Raw genomic sequence first — 19,737 nt, forward strand, 5'->3', positions numbered from 1 at the left:
TGAGATCAAGGCCAGGCCCGGTCCGTGTCGGATCGGGCCCATGTCGTGCTGCGGGGAAGGGCGAGCTCAGCCTTGGGGGGTGACGTTTTCCGCCTGGGGGCCCTCGGGCCCCTGCACGACGTCGAACGTGACCAGCTGGTTTTCCTCCAGAGCCCTGAAGCCGGCGGCATTGATAGCGGAGTAAAGGCTGTCCCGCAAAGATCGGTTTGCGCATTCGACCCCAAGACGTGTTCGAGATCTGGTCACGCCCGGAGGCGCTTTGCGTCGGGCTCATGGTCTGTCAGGCGGCCGTCCCGCCCGCGTTGCGGATCAACCGCTGGAGCACCTTCACCGTGGTGACGTAGTCCGCGTCGTCGATGCCCTCGTGGAGGACGGCGACGATCGAGGGCGCGATACTGGCCATGTCAACGCGGGCATGTTCTCCCTCTGCGGTGAGCCACAGTCGGTTCTCGGAGTCCCTGGTCAACCAGCCGCGCTCCAGGAGCACTTCGGCCTCCGCCGCCAGATCGTCCTCGGGCCGGATGTAGGAGGCCATGGCCTGGCGCAGCTCGGACAGGGTCATCCCCTCTCCGTCAGGCGAGATGTCGTTCTTCGACAGGTTGCGCAGCAGCCAGAACTGGGGTTGGGTGTAGCCCTTCTCGGCCTGCCGGGCCCGGATGTACGCGATGAGCGCCTCGTAGGCGACACCGGTCCAGTACGCGGCGGGCTGGCTGGCAAGTTCGGCGTCGGAGAGTTGCTGGGTCGTCACGGAAGGCCCCCTCCAGGTACTTCAGTGTGGAGCCCGCACACCGTGCAGGTCATGCGAAGAACGTAGGACCTCAAGTGTGGTTGAGGTCAAGCGAGTGACCTTCCGGGTGGCCGTCGGCGCGGGAACGAGGAGCTTCTGCCTGCGCCCCTGGCCGAGGGGGCACTTGAGACGTTGCCCCCTGCTGTCGAACGACCATCGGATCCTGGAAGGCTGCCTGTAGCACCTGGTCACAGGTGGGACGACCTTCCGGTGACTAGCGTGATCACGGCATCGGAACCTTCCTGGATAGCCCCGTTTGCCGGGCTGAGCCCGCGCTGCTTCAGCAAGTTGGTGACGACCGTACGCCGCGAAACTGTGGCCGACGGACATCGCGGCCGACCGTGGAGCCTGTCGCTGGAAGACCGGATCTTGCTGGGCGTTGTGTACTGGCGCGCACCAACTTGACGATGCGACAGCTCGCGCCGCTGTTCGGTGTCTCGAAATCCACGGCCTGCCGGATCATCGACCACCTCGGCCCGCTCCTCGCGCTCCAGTCACGCAAGCGGTTCGCGAAGGGCACCGTGCTCATCGTGGACGGCACCCTGGTGCCCACTCGTGACCGCACGATCGCCGAGCAGTCGAAGAACTACCGCTACTCCACAGCCCACCAGGTCGTCATCGACGCCGACACCCGCCTGGTTGTCGTGGTCGGCCGGCCCCTGCCTGGCAATCGGCACGACTCCCGTGGCTGGGAGGAATCCGGAGCCAAGAACGCCGTCGGTAAGACCATGACCATCGCCGACGGCGGCTACCAGGGCACCGGTCTGGTCATTCCGCACCGCAGGACCAAAGGCGAGGACCTCCCGGCCTGGAGGAACGAACACAACCGCTCCCACAAACGAGTCCGGGCCCGCGTCGAGCATGCCTTCGCCCGGATGAAGGGCTGGAAAATCCTGCGCGATTGCCGCCTCAAGGGTGACGGCGTGCACCACGCGATGCTCGGCATCGCCCGCCTGCACAACCTCAACCTCGTTGGATGAGAGGTGAGTTCGTACGCAGCCCGTCCGCATCCCCCTCCTCCAAGATCACTTACGGGACAACCTTTAGTGGACGAACACGTCCGGGCCACCGCCGTCCTGCGCGATGAAACCGAAGCCCTTCTCGGCGTTGAAAAACTTCACTGTGCCGGTCGCCATAGGGGAGGCCCGCATCACGAGCTGCAGGCCGATGCCAGGCGGCAGGCCACCGGTCCCAGCTGGCCGGTCGACTACCGCCGTTGGCGCCCGCCCGTGGAACGGGTCATTGCCCGGCTCGTCGCCCATGGCAACCGCCGCCTACCCTGCCACTACCCCATCATTAGAAGGGGTAGTGGAGTGTCGGGTGCAGCAGGCTTGCGTCCACAAAAGTGAGGTCTGTTCGGCCGCAGAGGGCCATGGCAGTCTCCAACTCGGCACCCAGGATGGACAGTACGTTCCGCGCACCCTCGGTCCCCGATACGGCCATGCCCCACAGCACAGGTCGGCCCACGAGCACCGCCCGGGCGCCCAGGGCCAGGGAGATCAGTACGTCCGAGCCACGGCGGATGCCCCCGTCGATGAGGACCTCGCAGCGTCCAGCGACGGCGCAGACCACTTCGGGGAGCGCGTGGAGGGCGGTGACCGCGCCGTCCAGCTGGCGGCCGCCATGGTTGGACACCACCACCGCAGCCACCCCCAACTCTGCTGCGCGGGCCGCGTCCTCGGCGGTGAGCACGCCTTTGAGGACGATCGGAAGCCGGGTCAGCGAGCGCAGCCAGGCCAGATCGTCCCAGGTGAAGGCGGGGTCAATGCGTCGGGCCATCACCGCGGCCAGCTCGGCCGGGGATCCGTCGGCGCAAGTGTCGGGGAAGTTCGCCGGTGCCAGCCCCGCAGGGAGGGCGAAGGCGCTGCGCATATCCCGTACCCGGCGTCCGCGGACCGGGGCGTCCACGGTGACGACTAGCGCCCGGTACCCGGCCGCCTCGGCCCTGGTGACGAGATCCTCGCTGACCGCGCGGTCCCGGAAGACGTACAGCTGCATCCACAACGGTCCCCGCGCCACCCGGGCGATATCCTCCAGTCGCGTGGTGGCGAACGTGCTGACCACCATCAGCGCGCCCTCCTGGCCCGCGGCGCGGGCACAGGCCACCTCGCCTTCCGGCGTGACCAGCCCGTGGAAGCCGGTCGGGGCAACCGCGACGGGCAGGGAGACCGGGGAACCGAGCAGCGTGGTGCGCAGGTCGCAGCGGGAGACGTCGACGAGGACGCGCGGGCGCAGCCGGTAGCGCCGGTAGCCGGCCAGGCTCTCGCGCAGGGTCGTCTCATCACCGCTGCCGCCGTCGATGTAGTCCCAGACAGAGGACTCGACCACCGAACGCGCCGCGGCGTAGTAGTCGTCCAGCGTGAGCATGCTCCGGCCGCTGGTACCGGGGGAGTTGCCCGAGTGAGCCTTGTCCGCCGCCACGACGGTCACCTCACCAGGCCCGGCTGGCGCAGACAAGCCCGGTTCCGGTCAGCCCCGGCCACGGCGCCAGCGCTGCATCCACAACGGTCCGTCTGCATCTGCGGCTCCACCCGGTTCGTGGACGAGATGCGTGCGGTGAATCGTGATCTGACCTTCGCCGGGATCATTGTTGTCGCGCCAGGCGAAGCAGACGAGTTGATCACCGACGAGCAGAAGACCGCTCTGGACGCCCTCCATCTGCGCAAGATCGACCTGGCAGACCGGGTTCTGGTCGTCAACCCTGGCGGCTACATCGGCGAGTCCACGCGCAGGGAAATCGACTATGCCCACGCCACCGGCAAGCCGATTTCGTTCACCGATCCCGCCCCCCGCTGCAACGTAGTTCGCCGGGGGAGCGGCCCAAGATCCCAGGGCTTACACGCACACCAGTGCGATGCCGCAGCTCAGAACCCCCAGGCATCGCACCCCAGTGCGTGTAGGGCCTGAGAGCGGTGCGGCTGGCCCCGGACGGCGAAGGACCCCGGGGCGCAAGGCGACCCGGGGTCCTTCGCCGGTCTTACCGCCGCTGCTCACTCCGAGTCAGTGCAGGCGTCCCTGGCGCTCCAGTGGGGAGCGGACCGCGTTGGACCGGCGCAGGGCCTTGATGGATCCGTCCGGGTCCTTCAGGTGCCAGCGGACGTGTGCCTCGTGGAAATCGAGGGCTCGGGCTGTTGAGGCCCTGCCTGCGCTTTCTCGGCTCGGTGTGCACTGCGACACCGGAACTCTCGGTTCACTGTGCACCTCGACACTCCACACAATGCGCTGCCGGTCCTAGATTCGCGGGTGTACGGACTTGTACGGGAAACGTGACTCCACCGGGCCACCCGAGGCAGCCTGGTCGAGCCGCTACACGCAAGGCTGGCGACGCAGACAACGGGAACGTTCAGCGGCCCCATGACAGGCCGCGACCACACTCAGGGGGAACACTTCATGAGCTTCATGTTCGGACGCCGCACGGCGACGGTTGCCACGGCCGCCGCACTGAGTGTCGGCGCGCTCATCACGGCTACGGGGAGCGCTTCCGCCGACGATACCGTGCCGATCAGCGTCGGCCACTATGTCGGCCTCTACAACCATTCCAACACCACCGACGGCAAGCTGTATATCAACGGCCAGCAGGTGTCCGATGTTCCTCCGGGTGGCGCTATCGTCGCGCAGTGCTGGACCGTCGGCCAGAGTATTGGCACCTACGGCGACACCTGGTACCGCACGAACGAGGTTGACTGGCCCGACGGACTCGGGTGGCGCACGGGTCTACCCACCGTCTACGTCTTCGCCGGGTACGCCGATGGCAACGCCCGCAGCGTCAACCGGGACCCCAACATCCCTCAGTGCTGACAGCGCGGGAAGCACCATCAGACGACGGACTGGGTGAGCCCGAGGCGTTCGGCGATGTCCTGCTGCCGGATGCGGACCAGGCCGCCTGTTTGGTGGTGGAGTGCTCTCCGTGGTCGGCTCACTGCGACCGCGTGGTACCTGTCGAGGCTTGGAGGGGGCGGTCCAAGGCTTCACCTTCGCTCTTCTCAGCTCACTGTGTAGTGCGGCATCGGAACACCCGCTTCACTGTGCAACCGGACACTCCGCAAAGGGCGTTGCCGGCCAATGATTTGCGAAGGAGCGTAGACCGCGCCGCCTGCCCATCAGCGGCACCCGCGAAGTCGTGCCCCAGACAAATCTAGCTGTCTAGGCGACAGTGGGCTGTCGGTCAGTCAAAGGCAGCGCAGAGCTCGCGCACGTCCGGAGCAGCCATCGACCCGATTTGGCCGAGAGGACAACAGATGAGCGCCGTAAGGAAGACAGCCGGGCCGGCTCCAGCGACCAGCCGCACCTGGTACGTGAGTTGCGTGCCCTGACGGGAAGCACGCCAGGCCACACCTTCTCGGATCTCGCCATCCTGCGTGGAGACGGCGATCACGTCGGGATGTCCCATTCGTTCAGGACACCGCCTGCTCCCGCGAACCGGGTTCAGCCCGATCACGACGTTCGTCACCTGGTATCCCCAACGAGAGGAACAAGCTCATGCGTCGCTCGACCCGAACCAGTCCCCGTCGCAGACGTCTACGCGGGTCCCGTACAGCAGCCGCACTCGCCGTCGCCGCAGCGACACGGGGGAGAGCCTTGTCTGCGCCCATCACGCCCGAGCTGCGCCGCACCCTGGCCGTGGCCACCGCGGCGCTCGCTCTCGCTGCCGGCACCACCGTGGGCACGGCGAACACCGCGACCGCGGCCGAGCGCGCCAGCGCGGACTGCGGCGATGTCTGGATCGGCGACCACGCCCAGTACATGTACCAGCAGGTCTCCGCCGGCTGGGTCGATCAGTACTGGGACACCTGCAACGACCGGGTGGGGGTTTACTGGACGTGGGACCCCACGTTCCGGGCCAACAACCCCCGTGCCTGGGTGGACCTGTACGTCAGCAGCCCCTACGGCCTGGAGTGGGACGACGTGCTGCACACCACGGCCGACGCCGGCCCGACTGCGGGCGGAGACGGCATATACGCCCACGATGCCACTGACCCGAAATCCGAGGACGCATGGCGCGCGGGTGCGGAGATCAACAGCAGCAGCTGCGTTCAGTGGGGCTGGCTGCACTGGTACGGCGGCGCGAACTGGGACGGAGCCCGCGGCGGCTGCCGCGATGTCTTCGCCCCGCTACGGGACGGGACCCAGCCGCATGTGTGACATTGCTTTCACTGGTGGGAGGGCCCTGCCCTTACGTTCTCGGATGAAGACCTGAAGGCCCTGGGACGCGGCGTGGAGTTGCTCGGACTCCAGCGGGTCGACTCCGTGCTGGAGGAGATGTCACGGATTCACCCTGCTGTACGCCGACGGGCGGTGGCAGGCGGAGGACGCGCCGAGCGACGCGGTCCTGTATGAGGAGGCGTACGGAGGGCAGGTCCTGAACGTCTTCGACGACATCCAGGACTTCGTCGGTGATGGCCTCGACCGTCTGGAGAAGTGGGGGAAGGAATTCTTCGACCGGATCAAGACCGAGTTCCGCCTCGTCGTCACGGCAGTGGAGGAGGGCCTCCAGTGCGTGATGAAGGTCGCGGGCAAGATCTTCTCGTTCGTCCTCAAGACTCTGGCCCATGTCTTCAAGGCGATCAACGCGCTGCTGAAGCTCATCGGCATCGACCTCATCGGGTGGTTCAAGGCGCTGATCGGCTGGGACGACATCTGGGCCACCCACAAGACCCTCGCTGCGATGATGCTGTCCGCGTCGAGCCAGCTGAAGGCGTTCGCGGAGAGCGGGACGGAAGCGGTGCGCGAGGCGCTGCACCGGGAACTCGACTCCGCCACGGCTCACTTGAAGACGATCACCGGCAAGGCTGCTACGGGACAGGGGCAGTCGCACGACGCCCCGGGCGCCGGGTCCGCGCTGCTGCTCGCCAGCCGGGGCGCCCAACTGCTTGCCAACGACCGGGTATTCGTCAAGGTGGTCGGCGGTGAGCTGCGCGTGCTGCCGTGGCCGTCGGCGGCGGCCGTCGGGCTGGGCTTGCTCGACGCGCTGGGCCTGTACGACGTCGTGCGCGAGCGGCTCCAGGCGGGCGAGCAACTCCACCCCACGCAGCACCAGGACGTGACCGACGCCCTGCTGGCCGGCCGAGGCGAGCCGCTGTGGGAGCCGGGCGGCAAGCGGGAGCGGAAGGTGCAGGTGTTCCCAGACCAGTTCGCCACCTGGTTCGGGATGGAACTGGCGACCGGCGGGCGCGCGGCAGGGCTGTTGTTCCCCCGGATCGAGCCCTTCGCCGTCCCGGCCGTGGTCGACGGCGACCGGGCCCTCGGCGAGGACGACTTCATGAGCGGCGCCACCGAGGACCGCTACCCGGACCACTTCGGTCTCGCCCCCCGGCATCAACGGCGGCGGCGACGACCTGGCCCGTGCCGCCGTCGCCGACCGGCTCGCCGCGCTCCCGCACCATCAGGTCGTCCTCGGCCATGACGTCCAGGCACACGCGGACTTCCTCGCCAAGATCGTCGGCCACCTGTAAGGCCTCCCCGGAGACGTCGTCCAAGCCATCCCCCGTGCTCCGGGCTTGGACGACGCCGGAGCCCTGGGTGGCTGCGCTCCGCCCGCAGCCACCCAGGGCTCCTTTGCGTGCACGCGTGCGTAGACCTGCTCAAGCTGCGCAAGACCTCGTAGATACGCCCGATTTCCCGCCCTTCACGAGCAGGACGTCCGCCTCGATGAGGAGTCACATTTGGAGCCACTGGTCCAGGGCGTCCACGGCGTACCGCAGGATCTCCCGTACGGCGCCGGACGAGGCTCCCTGCACGATCCACTCGCCCAGTTTCTTCGCCGCCGGGGCGATCCGGCACCCCCGCGCCTGGGGCTGCCGGTCCTGCGCCCGCTTCGTGGTGATCTTCATCTTCTGCTCCCTCGCGTGGTCGTGGGTGACGACGACAAGGGGGCGGAGCGCCGGGGTGTTCAGCGAGGGGCCTGAACCACTGAACAGGGCGTCAGGCCAGGCCGGTGCGGGTGAAGATAGTGTTCAGCGAGGGGTTCGGACTGAACAGGGAGACCCATGGGGGAGACGTCGGCGCGTGACCGGCTGGCCAGGGAACTGCAGAGGCTGAAGGAAGCCTCGGGTCTCTCGTACACCCAGATCGAGACGCAGGGCAGGAAGCAGACGCCGATCGTGAAGCTGGGCAGGGGCAAGCTCAGCAACTGGCTCAGGGGCGACTACGTTCCCGAGGACGACAGGCCGTTCCGGTACCTGATCCAGCTGCTCGAACCCCGGGCAGAGAAGAACGGCGTCTTGCCGAGGGGGATCGACTGGTGGCGTGACCGGCGCAAGGAGGCGACCGACGAACGGGACGCGTCCGTGGTGTCGAAGGAGCCGGCTGCCCGTTCCGCACAGCTCGTCGCCCTGGCCGTGGCGGCGCCGCATGTCGGCGACGTGGCCAAAGCCGCGCGGCTGCTGCGCCTCCTCCCGCTCGACGGCTCATGGCTCCGTTGGCTCGAGAACGCCGAGACGATGTTCAAGGTCCCGCTGACCGTGAGCGACCTGGTGTGCGACGCTCGCCGCCCCCTGGAGACCGACAGGCCCGACTACGTCGCTCCCGAGCTGCAGGAAGCCCACCGCGAACTCGTTGAAGCCCTCGGCGCCCTGTGCTTCGAGCTCAACGGAATGAACGACATCTCCGACGAAGGTCAGGATGTCCTTGAGATCAGTTATCCCGGTACCAGCGCCGAGCGCAACGAACTCAACCGGCAGGCATGCCGAGCGCGAGACGAGTTCATCGCCGCCTACACCAAGGTGATCAACCTTCTCAACGCCAAGGGACTGCTCCCTCCCGTGCCTGCCGGACCCTCGACATCAGCATCGGGTTCCGTGCCACCCAATGACCCGGACCGGCGCCGGGGCCGCTACCCGGAGCCGGCCGGCCGCTGACCCGTGTGGCCCGAACCGGCGGCTGGATCTGACGGGCACGCCCGGCATCGGCCCCCACTCCACGGAGCTGCGGACCCTCACGGAAATCTCTCGCAGAAGGTCCGTGGGGCTCGCCACACTTGAGGCATGTTGCTGCCCTACCCTCCGGTGCTCCTGCGCCAATCAACGACGCCTCGCCGGCTGCTGTACCCGATGACGCATCCGAAGCCCGTCCTGGTGCCGGTCGTCGACACGAACGCGTTGCTGGTGATGGGCTGCGACATGGTCGTCAACGGCAAGCAGGAAGACCTGCTCTCGGGGCTCGTTGGCACTGGCCGGTCCATTCCCTACATCGCTGCCCACGTGCCGGCGGAGATCGATCGGCACCTCCCCAGGCTCGCCCGGCGCTACCAGGTGTCGGAGAGCGAGGTGCGCCGTCTTCTGGACCAGGTGGTCCTGCCCTCGGCCCGTTTGGTCGAACTAGAGATCCGCGACCACCTCGCTCCGGGCGCCAAGCAGATCATGCACGTCGACCAGGATTTGCCCAAGCAGTGGTGGGGCGACCCCGACGACGTCCCGACCATGGCCCTAGCCGAGTTTCTGGCCCCTGCGGTTGTCATCACCCAGGACAGTGTCTTTGCCCGCTTCGGCTTCGCGGCCACAGAGTGGATCCGGATTGCGAAAGACCTCCTGTGCCTGGCTGGCTTCGAGGCTGACTTCGTGGACGCCGCCCTGGTGACCGAGTTCGCGCTGCGTCTCGCTGCAAACTTCGCTGGCGAGTTGGTCGCTGCCGCGCAGCGGCACCCGGTGCTGGCCACCGCAATCGTCGCCTCCGCCGTGTGGATCTGCCAGCGCCGCGGCTACCTGCGCAGCGATACCTGGCGGCGCAACGCCGCCCGCGTCTGGGAGCTCGCCCGGCCGCTGGTAGAGAAGGCCGGCACTGCGGCGTTGGAGCAGGCCCGCATCCGTGACTCCCTCATCGTCGTCGACCCCCCGCCTGGCCCGGTCCCCGAACAGATTGCGGCACGCTACCTCGCCCGCTCCAGCGCCTCGCTTGCACCCGCCGAACTGCGGGACGCCTTGGCCATGAGCGGCCGCAAGATCCCCGCCACTCATCTGAAGCGAGCGATGAACGCCCACTGCGGCTTCGTCCGCGAACCCGGCGACCGGTACACCATCGGCCGCCCTGGGAGCCTCTCCAGCCCGGAGCACGCCACTGTCCCGCGCGGAGAGCAACTTCCCGGGCACGCACCAGCGCACCTTCGGAACCCATCTCTGAACCTAAGTTCTGGACAGGGTTTGAGATTGTCCGTTGTCCACGACGAAGACGGAGCCAGATCCCCCAACGTGAGGGACCCGATCCCATACGCGCGTTCAGTTCCGGCAAGCGCACGCCGACGTGGTCTTGGCCTCGACGCAGGGAGGCCGGGGCCGATGGAGGTCTCGTCTGACGCGTCGACGCCACAGGAGGGACGACCACCGGCCGTCACTCGGTGTGCAGGACGCGGGCGATGGTCTGCCGTGCCGCCGCACGAGCCGGCAGCACCGCACCCAGTGCGGCGATCGCCACCCCGGACAGCACCAGCAAGGTCATCACTCCTGGGTGCCACACGGCCAGCATTCGTGTCGGGAAGGTGAGTTGGGCCGCGTGCTCGGTGATCGGGATCACCACGTGGTACGCCGCGACTCCGAGCGGCAGTCCCAGGATCCCGCCGACCAGCCCGAGTCCGGCCATGGACACCACCATCATCACCGTGACCTGGCGTGGCGTCATGCCGATCGACTTGAGCATCCCGAGGTCGCGCCGACGCTCCCGTGCGTTGAGTACGACGGTGTTGAACACGCCCATCGCTGCGACCAGCGTCAGCATGAGGGTCAGTACGGACGCGGAGCTGATGACGGTCACGGCGTCCGCGTTCAGCATGGGGTTTTCGATCGGGTAGAGCCCCGGGTCGGCGGCTTGTACGGCCTTCTTGTAGGCGTTGAAGTCGGCGCCGCGGGTGAGGCGCACCCAGTACTGGTTGGCCTGCGCGTGCGGTGCCAAAGCGGTCAGCGTCGACCAGTCCGCGCGCATCCAGTCCTCCGGGCCTGCCAGGATCTCCCCGACCAGGGTCACGCGCTCCTGGCGGCTGTCCGCCGTGGTCAGGGTGAAGGAGTCGCCGAGCCGCAGTCCCTGTTTGGCGAGGAATCTGCCGGAGGCCACCACTTCGCCGGGTCTGCTCATCCAGCGGCCCCGCGCCAGGCTGTCCGGGAGAGCCGACGGTCCCCCGCGCACGCCCTCGATCGCCACTCCTTCGCTCCTGCCGAGGATCCGTACGTTGATGAAGCCCACTGCGGCCACGTCCGCTACATGCGGCAGACCGCGCAGGAGAGTCTGTGTCGCGGCGTCGTTGTGATGCGGGGCGGTCTGGTCGAACTTGGTCTGTCCTCGCCAGACGGTCGACTGTGCCTTGCCGTAGTCCTGTTCCGCGTGGCCGTAGGAGACCATGGTGGCCGACAGACCGGTGGCGAAGGTCACCGTGGCCACGCCGAGCAGGACCGAGGCGACGGTGAGCAGGGCCCGTCCGGGCCGGGCGAAGGGCAGGCCCAGGCCGAGGGTCACCGAGCGCGGCAGCCGGACCCCGCTCAGCCACCGCTGTACAGCCGGTCGCCGTCCACCGTGCGGTGCGCTGCCCGCGCTGATGGCGCGTGCCGCGGGGAGCCGGTGTGCACGCAGGGCCGGGATCAGCGCGGCCAGCAGTACCGTCAGGGGCATGCCGAGTGCGGCGGTCGCGTACGCCCAGGAGTTAATCGTCGGGTGCACGGTCGCAGTGCCGAGCTTTGCGCCCTGGAAGACCTGGTGCAGCAGCGGCGGTGCGACCACCCCGCCCAGGGCCGTGCCGACCAACGCGCCCGCCGTGGCGGGGACGCAGACCATCACCAGGTAGACCGCGACGACCTGATTGGGCGTGAAGCCCAGGGACTTGAGGACACCGATGTGCCGGAAGCCGGAGACGACGGCGCCGCTGACCACGTTGCCCACGATCAGGAAGGCCACCAGCAGGCCGAGGATCCCGAAGGCCATGAGGAACGGCACGTAGGCGTTGGGGTTGGCCGCGACCTGCGCCTTCAAGGTCAGGTACGACTGGTGGGCGACCAGCGATTCAGACGGCAGACCGGCGCTCACCGCCGAGAGATCCTCACTGATCTCGCGGGCTGTCGCGGCCCGGTCGAACCGGTAGAGCATCTGGTATGTCGTGGGGTGCAGTGCCGTGATCTGCTGCGGAGAGACCCATGCCTGCGCGGTGCCGCTCACGCTGGAGGCCAGGCCCACCACGGTCAGGGGCCGCTGCCCGGGCAGTTGGATCCGCTTGCCGAGCGGCGAGTGCGCCCCGTTGCCCATCCCAGGCGCGTCCGGCAACGCCAGCACGATCTGGCCCGGGCCGGTGGCCCAGTGCCCGGCGAACAGGTCCAGTCGGTCGACGTCGCCACCGGGGCCCGCCCTCCCGACGAGTGTCAGGGGGCCGGGCGCCATCCCGGGCATCTGGGACGCCGCGCTTTCCGGCATGTCGATCACGGCTTGCCGGAACGGCCCGGCCGAGGCCCGTACGCCCGGACGTTCCGCAGATCGCTCCAGTTCCGCGCCTGAGACCTTCGCCGCGTCGAAGGTGGCGACGACGTGCGCGCCGTGCGCTTGGCCGAAGAGCCGGTCGAAGGGACCGGACGCGACATCGAGCAGGCCGAGGGCGACCACCAGGGCCATGCTGGAGACCAGGACCACCACCGCGATCACGGAGGTCTGGAGCCGCCGGCGGCGCACGGCCGCGCGCGAGGCCCGCCACACCGCGCTCATGCCGACCGCTCCAGGGTCCGCTCGCCGGTGATCCGGCCGTCCGCCATCATTACCAGGCGGCCGGCGCAGCGGGTGGCCAGTGTCTGGTCGTGCGTCACCAGCAGCAGGGTCTGTCCCAGTTCGTTGAGGTCGATGAGGAGGTCCATGACCTGCTCGCCCGCGTGGCTGTCCAGCGCGCCGGTGGGTTCGTCCGCGAGCAGCAGCGCGGGGCGGTTCATCAGCGCGCGGGCCACCGCCGCGCGCTGGCGTTCGCCGCCGCTGAGCGCGGCGGGGTAGACGTTCCGGCGGTCGGCGATGCCGAGTTCGTCCAGCAGCTCCAGCGCCCGGCGCCGGGCCTGACGAGTGGGCGTTCCGGTGAGTTGGGCGGCCAGAGCGACGTTGTCGATCGTGGGCAGGTCGTCGATGAGATTGAAGAACTGGAAGATCATGCCGATCCGGCGGCGCCGGAAGAGCGCCAGCCCGGTCTCGTTCATCGTGCCCAGGTCCTCGCCGTACACACGCACCCGGCCGGCGCTCGGCCGGTCAAGGCCGGCGATCATGTTGAGCAGAGTGGACTTGCCGCAGCCCGACGGCCCCATCACCGCCACCGCCTCCCCGGCGCCGATCTCCAGCGACACCCCGTTCAGGGCGACGGTGTCGCCGTACTCCTTGCGCAGGTCGCTCACCCGGACGACGTCCTGCTCGCGCACGGCGGCCGTACTGGGCTGCGCAGTCGTGCCGTTGATGTCTTCGGTGGTCATGACAGGGACGGTAGGCGGTGTGGGCAGCCCCGAGCGTCAGCCCCCGGAGGTATCCCGCGGCGGCGGTCATCCTGGCGATGTACGAGGTGGACCCGGAGAGGGACGCCCGCTCCTCGGCCGGCTGGCACGATGGACGACATGTGGAGATCGGAGACGGGCCTGCTGCTCATCGCCCTCACGACCGTGAGCCTGGCGGCGACCGGGGGCGCCACCCTGCTGCTGGCGCGCGCTCACCGCCGCTGCCGCAAGATCCTGGAGGACCGGCGCTGGCTGCTGGAACGCGAGCGGGAGGCCGCCGCCCGCACGGCGGTGGCCGCCGAACGTTCTCGCATTGCCCGGGAGTTGCACGACATCGTCAGCCACAAGGTCAGCCTGATGGTCGTACAGGCGACCGCAGCCCGCGAGGTGCTCGCCACCCTGCCGGACGCGGCGGAGACCGCGCTGCAGGCCGTGGAGGGTGCCGGACGCGACGCGATGACAGAACTGCGGCACCTGCTGGGCCTGTTGGCACCGTCGCCGGACGGCGACGACGACCGGAGCGAACGCGCCGGCGAGGGCGACCCCTCCGCACTCGCACCCCAGCCGAGCCTGAGCCAACTGGGCGTCCTGGTCGACCGGATCGCCTTTGCCGGCCTCCCGGTCGAGGTGCGCATCTCCGGGGAACCCCGCCCGTTGCCGCCCGGCATCGACGTCACCGCCTACCGGATCGTGCAGGAGGCGCTGACCAACGCGCTCAAGTACGGCGACGGCGGCACGGCGACCGTGATGGTGCGCTATGCGGACCACGGCCTGCGGGTCGAGGTGCTCAACAGCGGGCCGAGCGTGCTGTCCGCTGGTCCCGCGAGTACGGGAGCCCGATCCGGTGGCCACCTGCGCCGGAACGACGGAGCGGGACACGGCCTGATCGGTCTGCGCGAGCGGGTCGCCGTCTACGGAGGCCACTTCGACGCCCGACGCCGCGTCGGCGGCGGGTACCGTGTCCGCGCACGCATCCCTCTGGAGCGCCCGTGACCCAGCCCGCCGCCGACCGCCGCGTCCCCCACGCCCCGAACCGGATCCCGAACACCCGGGAGCCGGGAGCGAACCCGAGAGGGGAAACCGCCGTCCCGCGCGTCCTCATCGCCGACGACGAGGAGCTCATCCGAACCGGCTTCCGCCTTATTCTCACCTCGCGCGGCATCGAAGTCATCGGCGAGGCCGCAGATGGCGTGCAGGCCATCGCTGAAGCCGAACGGCTACGCCCGGACGTCCTCCTGATGGACATCCGGATGCCCCACCTGGACGGGCTGCAAGCCGCCAAGCGCGTCCTGCGGCTGCTCCCGCACTGCCGGGTCCTCATGCTTACCACGTTCGACCTCGACCGCTACGTCTACGCGGCGCTCGCCGCCGGGGCGAGCGGCTTCCTGCTCAAGGACGTCACCGCCGCCCATCTCGCCGCAGCCGTGCGACTCGTGAACACGGGCGACGCGCTGCTCGCCCCCTCGATCACCCGCCGTCTGGTCGAGCGCTACGCGACCACCCACGAGGCCGACCAGGCTGGCCCAGCGCGCCACCCCGCCACTGCGTCGACCACGGCCGGCACTGCCTCGATCCACCGCGACCTGGCCGCGCTGACCCCTCGTGAACGCGAGGTGCTGGCCCTGATGGGCCGGGGCCTGTCGAACACCGAACTCGCCGAAGCCCTTACCCTCAGCGAGGCCACGGTGAAGACCCACGTGGCCAGGATCTTCGCCAAGCTCGCCCTGCGCGACCGCGCCCAGGCCGTCGTCCTCGCGTACGAGACGGGCCTGGTCACCCCCGGCAGCTCCACAGCCGAATGACACCCCTTCCCCAGCACACAGCATCGACGCCCGCCAGTCCTCTTCTCAGAGGGCGTTATGTGACTCGATAGGTGCTTTTCACCACTTGGAAGGGGAGCTCGGATGGTCGGCTGGCCGTACTCACCGAGACCGACCTCTCCTGTTCACCCAGCCGCGCCCGTAACCCGGCACCGAACCCCAGAGCCAGCGGACCCGGCCCAACACCAACCCCCGTAACAGGAATCAATTCGCATAAGCCCTCCAGGGGCACCCCCCGCCCAGCGATCAAGCGCCGGAATATTCGCATGCGCGTGTACGACACCCGGTGCTAGTTTTCGATCATGGCAATCTTCAGCAACTTTCTCTGACGGGGTTCGTCGACAGATGCGGCGCGCCGTTGGCCCAGTGGCCCGGCGCCGGTTGCGTCTGCGCATCGTCACGTCGCTTGTCCGCCGCATGCGGACGAGCCGCTGTGTCCTGAACTCCAAGCCGAGAAATGAGCTACAGCTGTGCCTGTTAAGCCTTCAGCCCAAACCGTGCTCGCCGATTGGTTTCGCGAACACTCCACCCCCCTGGCCACCCTTGATCCGCAGCAGCCCCTCGACGACCTCGAAGGGCTCCGGGAGATCATCGGCGATGCCCGCGTTGTCGCGATCGGCGAGGGCGCCCACTTCGTCGAAGAGTTCTCCCGCGCACGCCAGCGGGTGCTGCGCTTTCTCGCCGAACGCTGCGGATTCACCGTTTTTGCCATGGAGTTCGGCTTCAGCGAAGCCTTTCCGCTCGACCGGTGGCTGCAAGGTGAGGGGGACGACGGCGACCTGGCGACAGTGAGCCGGGCCGCCGCCGAGTGGGGCGCCGCGGACCTCATGCACTGGCTGCGCCACCACAACCGCACCAGCAAGCACCCGTTGCGTTTCGCCGGCATCGACGTCCCCGAGGCCGGCGGGGCGCTACGGCCTGCCCTGGAGCCGGTGGCCGACTACGTGCGCGAGGTGGACCCCGACGCGCTCCGCCTCGTCGATACGGTCCTGGAGGTGAGTGACCGGTTCCTCAAGGGCTGCGGCTCCGGCGCTGCGGCCGGTCCTGCGTGGGCCGGCCTTCCGGCCGCCGAGCAGAACGAACTGACCGCCACACTGGCGCGGCTGTTGCTGCGGCTGCGCGCCGCCGAACCGCTCTACGTCTCCCGCAGCAGTCAGAGCCGCTTCGACATCGCCCGGCGCCGAGTGGAAGCGGCCTGCCACACCGACTACATGTTCCAGGCGATGAACGCCCTGATGTCCGGGCGGGGCCTGGCAGCGGACCTGTCGGTACGCGAGATCTACATGGCCGAATCCGTGCGCTGGCACCTGGACCACGCCGGACCGGGGACCCGGATCGTTCTCGCGGCGCACAACAACCACATCCACAAGACGGCGTTTTCTTTGGAGTTCGCCGGCGGACTCACCACGCTCCCGATGGGCCAGCACCTGCAGCGGATGCTCGGCCAGGACTACCGCACCGTGGCCCTCGTCCACACCGCCGACCATGTGCCGGAGATGTACCCCGACCACAGTGTCGCGGTCGGCTTCACCCTCTCCGAAGCCCACCTTGAGCCTGCTGAGCCCGGCAGTGTCGAGGCCGCCCTCACCGACGCCGGACTCGCCGACCGGATCACCTTGACCGACCTGCGCCGCACACCGCGCGACGCCCAGGGAGCACCATTGCTCAACGGGATCCGGTTCCAGAGCTCCCATCTGAGTACCCCAGTCCCTGAGGCGTTCGATGCCGTGATCGCCGTCCCGACGGTCACCCGGGACCGCACAGTGCGCTTCTGACCGGCCTGAACCCGAGCAGGCGGGGCCTCCGGACCAAGGCCCCGCCTGTCTACGGCCCAAAGCGGCGGGCTCGGCGCTGCCTATACCGAACGCGGGATACGCAACTCGCGATGAAGCCAACCGGGCCTACCAAGACCTCGCTGAAGACCTCAACTCCCTTATTACAAAGCGTTCTGCGGACCCCGGTTTTTCAGCTTGGGTTAGAAGCCGTATCTCAACCGAACGTGATCCCTTGATTCCTCCTGGTCAGGCATGGTTTCGCTCGGGTTGAGGGAGGCATCGCGACGTCTCGTGTCCGCTTCATGGTCGAGGGGTGCGCGGTGGCGTCGGTGCTGGGAGTGGCGACCCGGCTCACTTGTCGGAGTTGGGAGCGTGGGGGCAGGCTGGTGCACGGGAGCGGGATCTGTACCCGTGGGTAGCCGGAGGGTGAAAGCGGCGCCAGGGCCGTTGGGGGCTTCCCCGGACTGGGTGGCGGTGACGCTGAGGGTGCCGCCGTGGGCTGTGGCGATGTCTTTGGCGATGGACAAACCGAGCCCGGCTCCGGCGGATTGGCCCGCTTGGCGGCCGCGGGCGCTTTGGAGGCGGACGAAGCGGTCGAAAGCTCGTGTCCGGTCTTCGGGTGGGATGCCCGGGCCGTCGTCGGCGACCACGAGGGCGGCGGTGGCCGGGTCTTCAGTTTTGACGGTGACTGTGACGTGTTGGCGGGCGTAGCGGTCCGCGTTGTCCAGGAGGTTGCGGATCAGCCGGGTGAGCTGGTCCGGATCGCCGAGGAGTGGGACCGGGTCCGGGGCGTGCAGATCGACTGGGATGTGGGCGGGCGTGGCGTCGATCGCCGCCGCGGCGAGGGCGGCGAGGTCGAGGGGTTCCAGGCGGGTGAGGAGGGTGTCGTCGTCGGCGCGGGCCAGCAGCAGGAGTTGGTCGACCAGGCGTTGCAGCCGTGTGGTCTCAGCGACGGCGCGCTGGGCGAGTTCGGGCCAGGGCGCATGGTCGGGGTGGGCGAGGCCGACCTCCAAGGACGTGCGGACGGCGGTGAGAGGGGTACGCAGCTCATGGGAAGCGTCGGCGACGAACCGGCGCTGGCGTCCTGCGGAGGCCTCCAGCCGGGCCAGCATAGTGTTGAGGGTGCGGGCGAGGCGCCCGATCTCGTCGTCGCTGGCGGGTTCGGGGATGCGGCGGTGGAGGTCGCTCGCGGTGATCTCGGCGGCTTCCGCGCGGATACGTTCGACCGGGCGCAGGGTGCGTCCGATCAGCAGCCAGGACACGCCCACCGCGCCGACCAGGCCCAGCGGGAGGACGTAGAGCAGATGGCCCTGGATGTCGCTGGTCAGCAGGGAGAGCAGCTCGGTGGAGCCGCCGACGTAGATCACGATGGGTGTGTGTCCGGAGACGTGGCGCTGGGCGATGACGCGTTCGTCGGCCTGCTCGGCGGCCGCGGTGCGCTGCGGGGTGGTGCTGCCGGTGGGCAGCGTGTAGCGGGCGGATTGGCCGGCGACGTTCGCGGTGGAGGCGACGACGGTGCCGGAGCCGTCGACCACCTGGGCCCAGGCCCCGAGTCCGCCGGGCGCGGGGGCAAGCGGCCGGGGCCAGGTTCCGTCCGTGCTGGAGCGGGAGACGCTGTCGGCGTAGGCGTTGAGTGTGGTGGTGACGTTGCTGCGGACGGCGTGGACGACGCTGAAGACCAGCACCGCGGTGGCCAGGGCCACGGTGACGGTGATGGCGAGGGTGGCCAGGGCGGTCAGTCGCAGGCGCAGGGAGCGGCTAGGGGCGGTGCGGGTCAATGCGGTACCCCGATCCTCGGACCGTCTCGATGATGCGGTGAGTGAAAGGCTGGTCGACCTTCCGGCGCAGGTGGTGGATACGGACCTCGACGACGGCGGGGTCGGTCTCCGCGACCGTGTCCCAGCAGTGTTCCAGCAATTCGGCCTTGGGCACCGCGCGCCCGTGCGCGCGCAGCAGATACTCCAGCACGGAGAGTTCACCCGGCGTGAGGGCGATGACTCGACCGGCCCGCCGGACCGTGCGGGTGGCCGGATCCAGGGTCAGATCGCCGGCCGTGAGCAGAGCGGGGCGCGGTGCGGCGGCGCGCCGCAGCAGAGAGCGGATGTGGGCCAGCAGGACCGGATAGGCGAAGGGCTTGGTGAGGTAGTCGTCCGCGCCCAGATCCAGGCCTTCCGCCTGGTCGAGGTCAGCGTCCATGGCGGTGAGCATGAGGATGGGCGTCCAGTTCCCGGCTTCCCGCAGTCGAGAGCAGATCTGGTAGCCGTCGAGGCCGGGGAGCATGACGTCGAGGATGATCAGGTCGAAGCCGTGCTCGGTGGCTTGCCAGAGGCCTTCGTTGCCGTCGGGGGCCAGTACGACGGCGTAGCCCTCGGCACGCAGCCCCCAGGTCAAGGAGGCGCCGAGAGCGTCGTCGTCTTCGATCACGAGGATGCGCATGGTTCAAGCCTGAGCGGTGTCCGCGGGGCCTGCGTCCCGGGGCCGCCCGGCAAGGCGATCAGCTTGCTGGTTGGGGGGATGGCGAGGTGGAGGGCGAGGCCGGTGTGGTCGGGGCGGGCTGAGGTCAGTCGGGCTGCGGCGGGAAGTCCTGCCACGAAGGTGGCGGTGAGCGTGTCCAGGCCGGCCAGGGCGTCGGTGAGCCGGAAGGTGACCGCTCCGCTGGGGTGGAGCTTGTGGCGCACGGCGTGAGCGATGCGCTGCTGCACGGTGCCGGTGACCAGGATGTCGGAGATACCGGCGGTGCTTGCGCCAGCCGCTGCGAGAGCGGCGGCGATTATCACTGGAGTACGACGCAGTTTCATGCTCGGGGCCTTCGGTCCGGGAGCGGCAGGCCGCAAGGCACGGCCCCCGGGCACTGGTGCCGCGTCGCGACAGTGCCCGGGGTGCCTCTCGCGGCATGAGGTCGGTGAGCTGCTGGGAGCGGCGGACCCCGG

Annotated in this window: 14 protein-coding genes and 5 pseudogenes; 9 read left to right on the top strand and 10 right to left on the bottom strand. The window is 69.0% G+C overall.

Annotated elements, in window-relative coordinates:
• Window positions 1–66: 66 nt before the first annotated feature.
• Together ADK64_RS28715 and ADK64_RS28720 are read right to left on the bottom strand one after the other, a co-directional pair.
• A pseudogene (locus ADK64_RS28715) lies at window positions 67–183 on the bottom strand (cold-shock protein); the annotation flags it as partial.
• A 97-nt stretch (window positions 184–280) separates the two neighbouring features.
• Window positions 281–748 (bottom strand): MarR family winged helix-turn-helix transcriptional regulator, encoded by a 468-nt coding sequence (locus ADK64_RS28720; protein WP_053663555.1) that lies wholly within the window; start codon window positions 746–748, stop codon window positions 281–283.
• A 249-nt stretch (window positions 749–997) separates the two neighbouring features.
• Here ADK64_RS28720 and ADK64_RS28725 point away from each other — a divergent pair.
• Window positions 998–1,767, top strand: a pseudogene (locus ADK64_RS28725) (transposase).
• A gap of 66 nt (window positions 1,768–1,833) precedes the next feature.
• On the opposite strand, the pseudogene ADK64_RS28730 reads toward ADK64_RS28725, so the two are convergent.
• Window positions 1,834–1,923, bottom strand: a pseudogene (locus ADK64_RS28730) (cold-shock protein); the annotation flags it as partial.
• Between the two features lie 160 nt (window positions 1,924–2,083).
• The gene (locus ADK64_RS28735) at window positions 2,084–3,208 is read right to left on the bottom strand and encodes an alpha-hydroxy acid oxidase (RefSeq protein ID WP_234384736.1); all 1,125 of its coding nucleotides are present in this window, start codon (window positions 3,206–3,208) and stop codon (window positions 2,084–2,086) included.
• Between the two features lie 126 nt (window positions 3,209–3,334).
• Between ADK64_RS28735 and ADK64_RS28740 the strand changes: the two are divergent.
• The 4 genes and pseudogenes from ADK64_RS28740 to ADK64_RS28760 all read left to right on the top strand — a co-directional run.
• A pseudogene (locus ADK64_RS28740) lies at window positions 3,335–3,574 on the top strand (hypothetical protein); the annotation flags it as partial.
• Between the two features lie 603 nt (window positions 3,575–4,177).
• Window positions 4,178–4,585: a hypothetical protein gene (locus ADK64_RS28745; RefSeq protein ID WP_159046353.1), complete on the top strand. Its 408-nt coding sequence runs from the start codon at window positions 4,178–4,180 to the stop codon at window positions 4,583–4,585.
• Between the two features lie 780 nt (window positions 4,586–5,365).
• Window positions 5,366–5,929, top strand: a complete 564-nt coding sequence (locus ADK64_RS28755) for a hypothetical protein (RefSeq protein ID WP_053663561.1) — start codon at window positions 5,366–5,368, stop codon at window positions 5,927–5,929.
• 682 nt (window positions 5,930–6,611) lie between these two features.
• Window positions 6,612–7,239: pseudogene (locus ADK64_RS28760) on the top strand (hypothetical protein); the annotation flags it as partial.
• Between the two features lie 204 nt (window positions 7,240–7,443).
• On the opposite strand, the gene ADK64_RS46170 reads toward ADK64_RS28760, so the two are convergent.
• Complete coding sequence (locus ADK64_RS46170) at window positions 7,444–7,617, bottom strand: hypothetical protein (RefSeq protein WP_159046354.1); 174 nt, start codon at window positions 7,615–7,617, stop codon at window positions 7,444–7,446.
• 156 nt (window positions 7,618–7,773) lie between these two features.
• Between ADK64_RS46170 and ADK64_RS28765 the strand changes: the two genes are divergently transcribed.
• Window positions 7,774–8,643, top strand: coding sequence for a hypothetical protein (locus ADK64_RS28765; protein WP_053663563.1), 870 nt, complete (start codon window positions 7,774–7,776; stop codon window positions 8,641–8,643).
• A gap of 1,465 nt (window positions 8,644–10,108) precedes the next feature.
• On the opposite strand, the gene ADK64_RS28770 is transcribed toward ADK64_RS28765, so the two are convergent.
• Both ADK64_RS28770 and ADK64_RS28775 read right to left on the bottom strand, forming a co-directional pair.
• The gene (locus ADK64_RS28770) at window positions 10,109–12,454 is read right to left on the bottom strand and encodes an ABC transporter permease (protein ID WP_053663565.1); all 2,346 of its coding nucleotides are present in this window, start codon (window positions 12,452–12,454) and stop codon (window positions 10,109–10,111) included.
• Window positions 12,451–13,194, bottom strand: a complete 744-nt coding sequence (locus ADK64_RS28775; RefSeq protein ID WP_078992891.1) for an ABC transporter ATP-binding protein — start codon at window positions 13,192–13,194, stop codon at window positions 12,451–12,453. Before ADK64_RS28775 ends, ADK64_RS28770 begins: the two co-directional genes overlap by 4 nt.
• A 138-nt stretch (window positions 13,195–13,332) precedes the next feature.
• On the opposite strand from ADK64_RS28775, the gene ADK64_RS28780 reads away from it, so the two are divergent.
• From ADK64_RS28780 to ADK64_RS28790, 3 genes are all read left to right on the top strand, one after another.
• Window positions 13,333–14,205: a sensor histidine kinase gene (locus tag ADK64_RS28780; protein WP_078992897.1), complete on the top strand. Its 873-nt coding sequence runs from the start codon at window positions 13,333–13,335 to the stop codon at window positions 14,203–14,205.
• 44 nt (window positions 14,206–14,249) lie between these two features.
• Window positions 14,250–15,014, top strand: coding sequence for a response regulator transcription factor (locus ADK64_RS28785; protein WP_053663621.1), 765 nt, complete (start codon window positions 14,250–14,252; stop codon window positions 15,012–15,014).
• Window positions 15,015–15,529: 515 nt separating this feature from the next.
• Window positions 15,530–16,807, top strand: a complete 1,278-nt coding sequence (locus ADK64_RS28790) for an erythromycin esterase family protein (protein WP_063789967.1) — start codon at window positions 15,530–15,532, stop codon at window positions 16,805–16,807.
• A 200-nt stretch (window positions 16,808–17,007) separates the two neighbouring features.
• On the opposite strand, the gene ADK64_RS28795 is transcribed toward ADK64_RS28790, so the two are convergent.
• The 3 genes from ADK64_RS28795 to ADK64_RS28805 are packed head-to-tail and all read right to left on the bottom strand — an operon-like array spanning window position 17,008 to window position 19,605.
• On the bottom strand, window positions 17,008–18,585 hold the full coding sequence (locus tag ADK64_RS28795) for a sensor histidine kinase (protein ID WP_053663569.1): 1,578 nt from the start codon (window positions 18,583–18,585) through the stop codon (window positions 17,008–17,010).
• Window positions 18,566–19,243, bottom strand: coding sequence for a response regulator transcription factor (locus ADK64_RS28800; RefSeq protein ID WP_053663571.1), 678 nt, complete (start codon window positions 19,241–19,243; stop codon window positions 18,566–18,568). The genes ADK64_RS28795 and ADK64_RS28800 overlap by 20 nt, the downstream gene beginning before the upstream one ends.
• Window positions 19,228–19,605: a hypothetical protein gene (locus ADK64_RS28805; RefSeq protein ID WP_159046355.1), complete on the bottom strand. Its 378-nt coding sequence runs from the start codon at window positions 19,603–19,605 to the stop codon at window positions 19,228–19,230. The genes ADK64_RS28800 and ADK64_RS28805 overlap by 16 nt, the downstream gene beginning before the upstream one ends.
• Between the last annotated feature and the right edge of the window lie 132 nt (window positions 19,606–19,737).

The organism is Streptomyces sp. MMG1121 (assembly GCF_001280015.1).
In the GTDB taxonomy this organism is placed as follows: domain Bacteria; phylum Actinomycetota; class Actinomycetes; order Streptomycetales; family Streptomycetaceae; genus Streptomyces.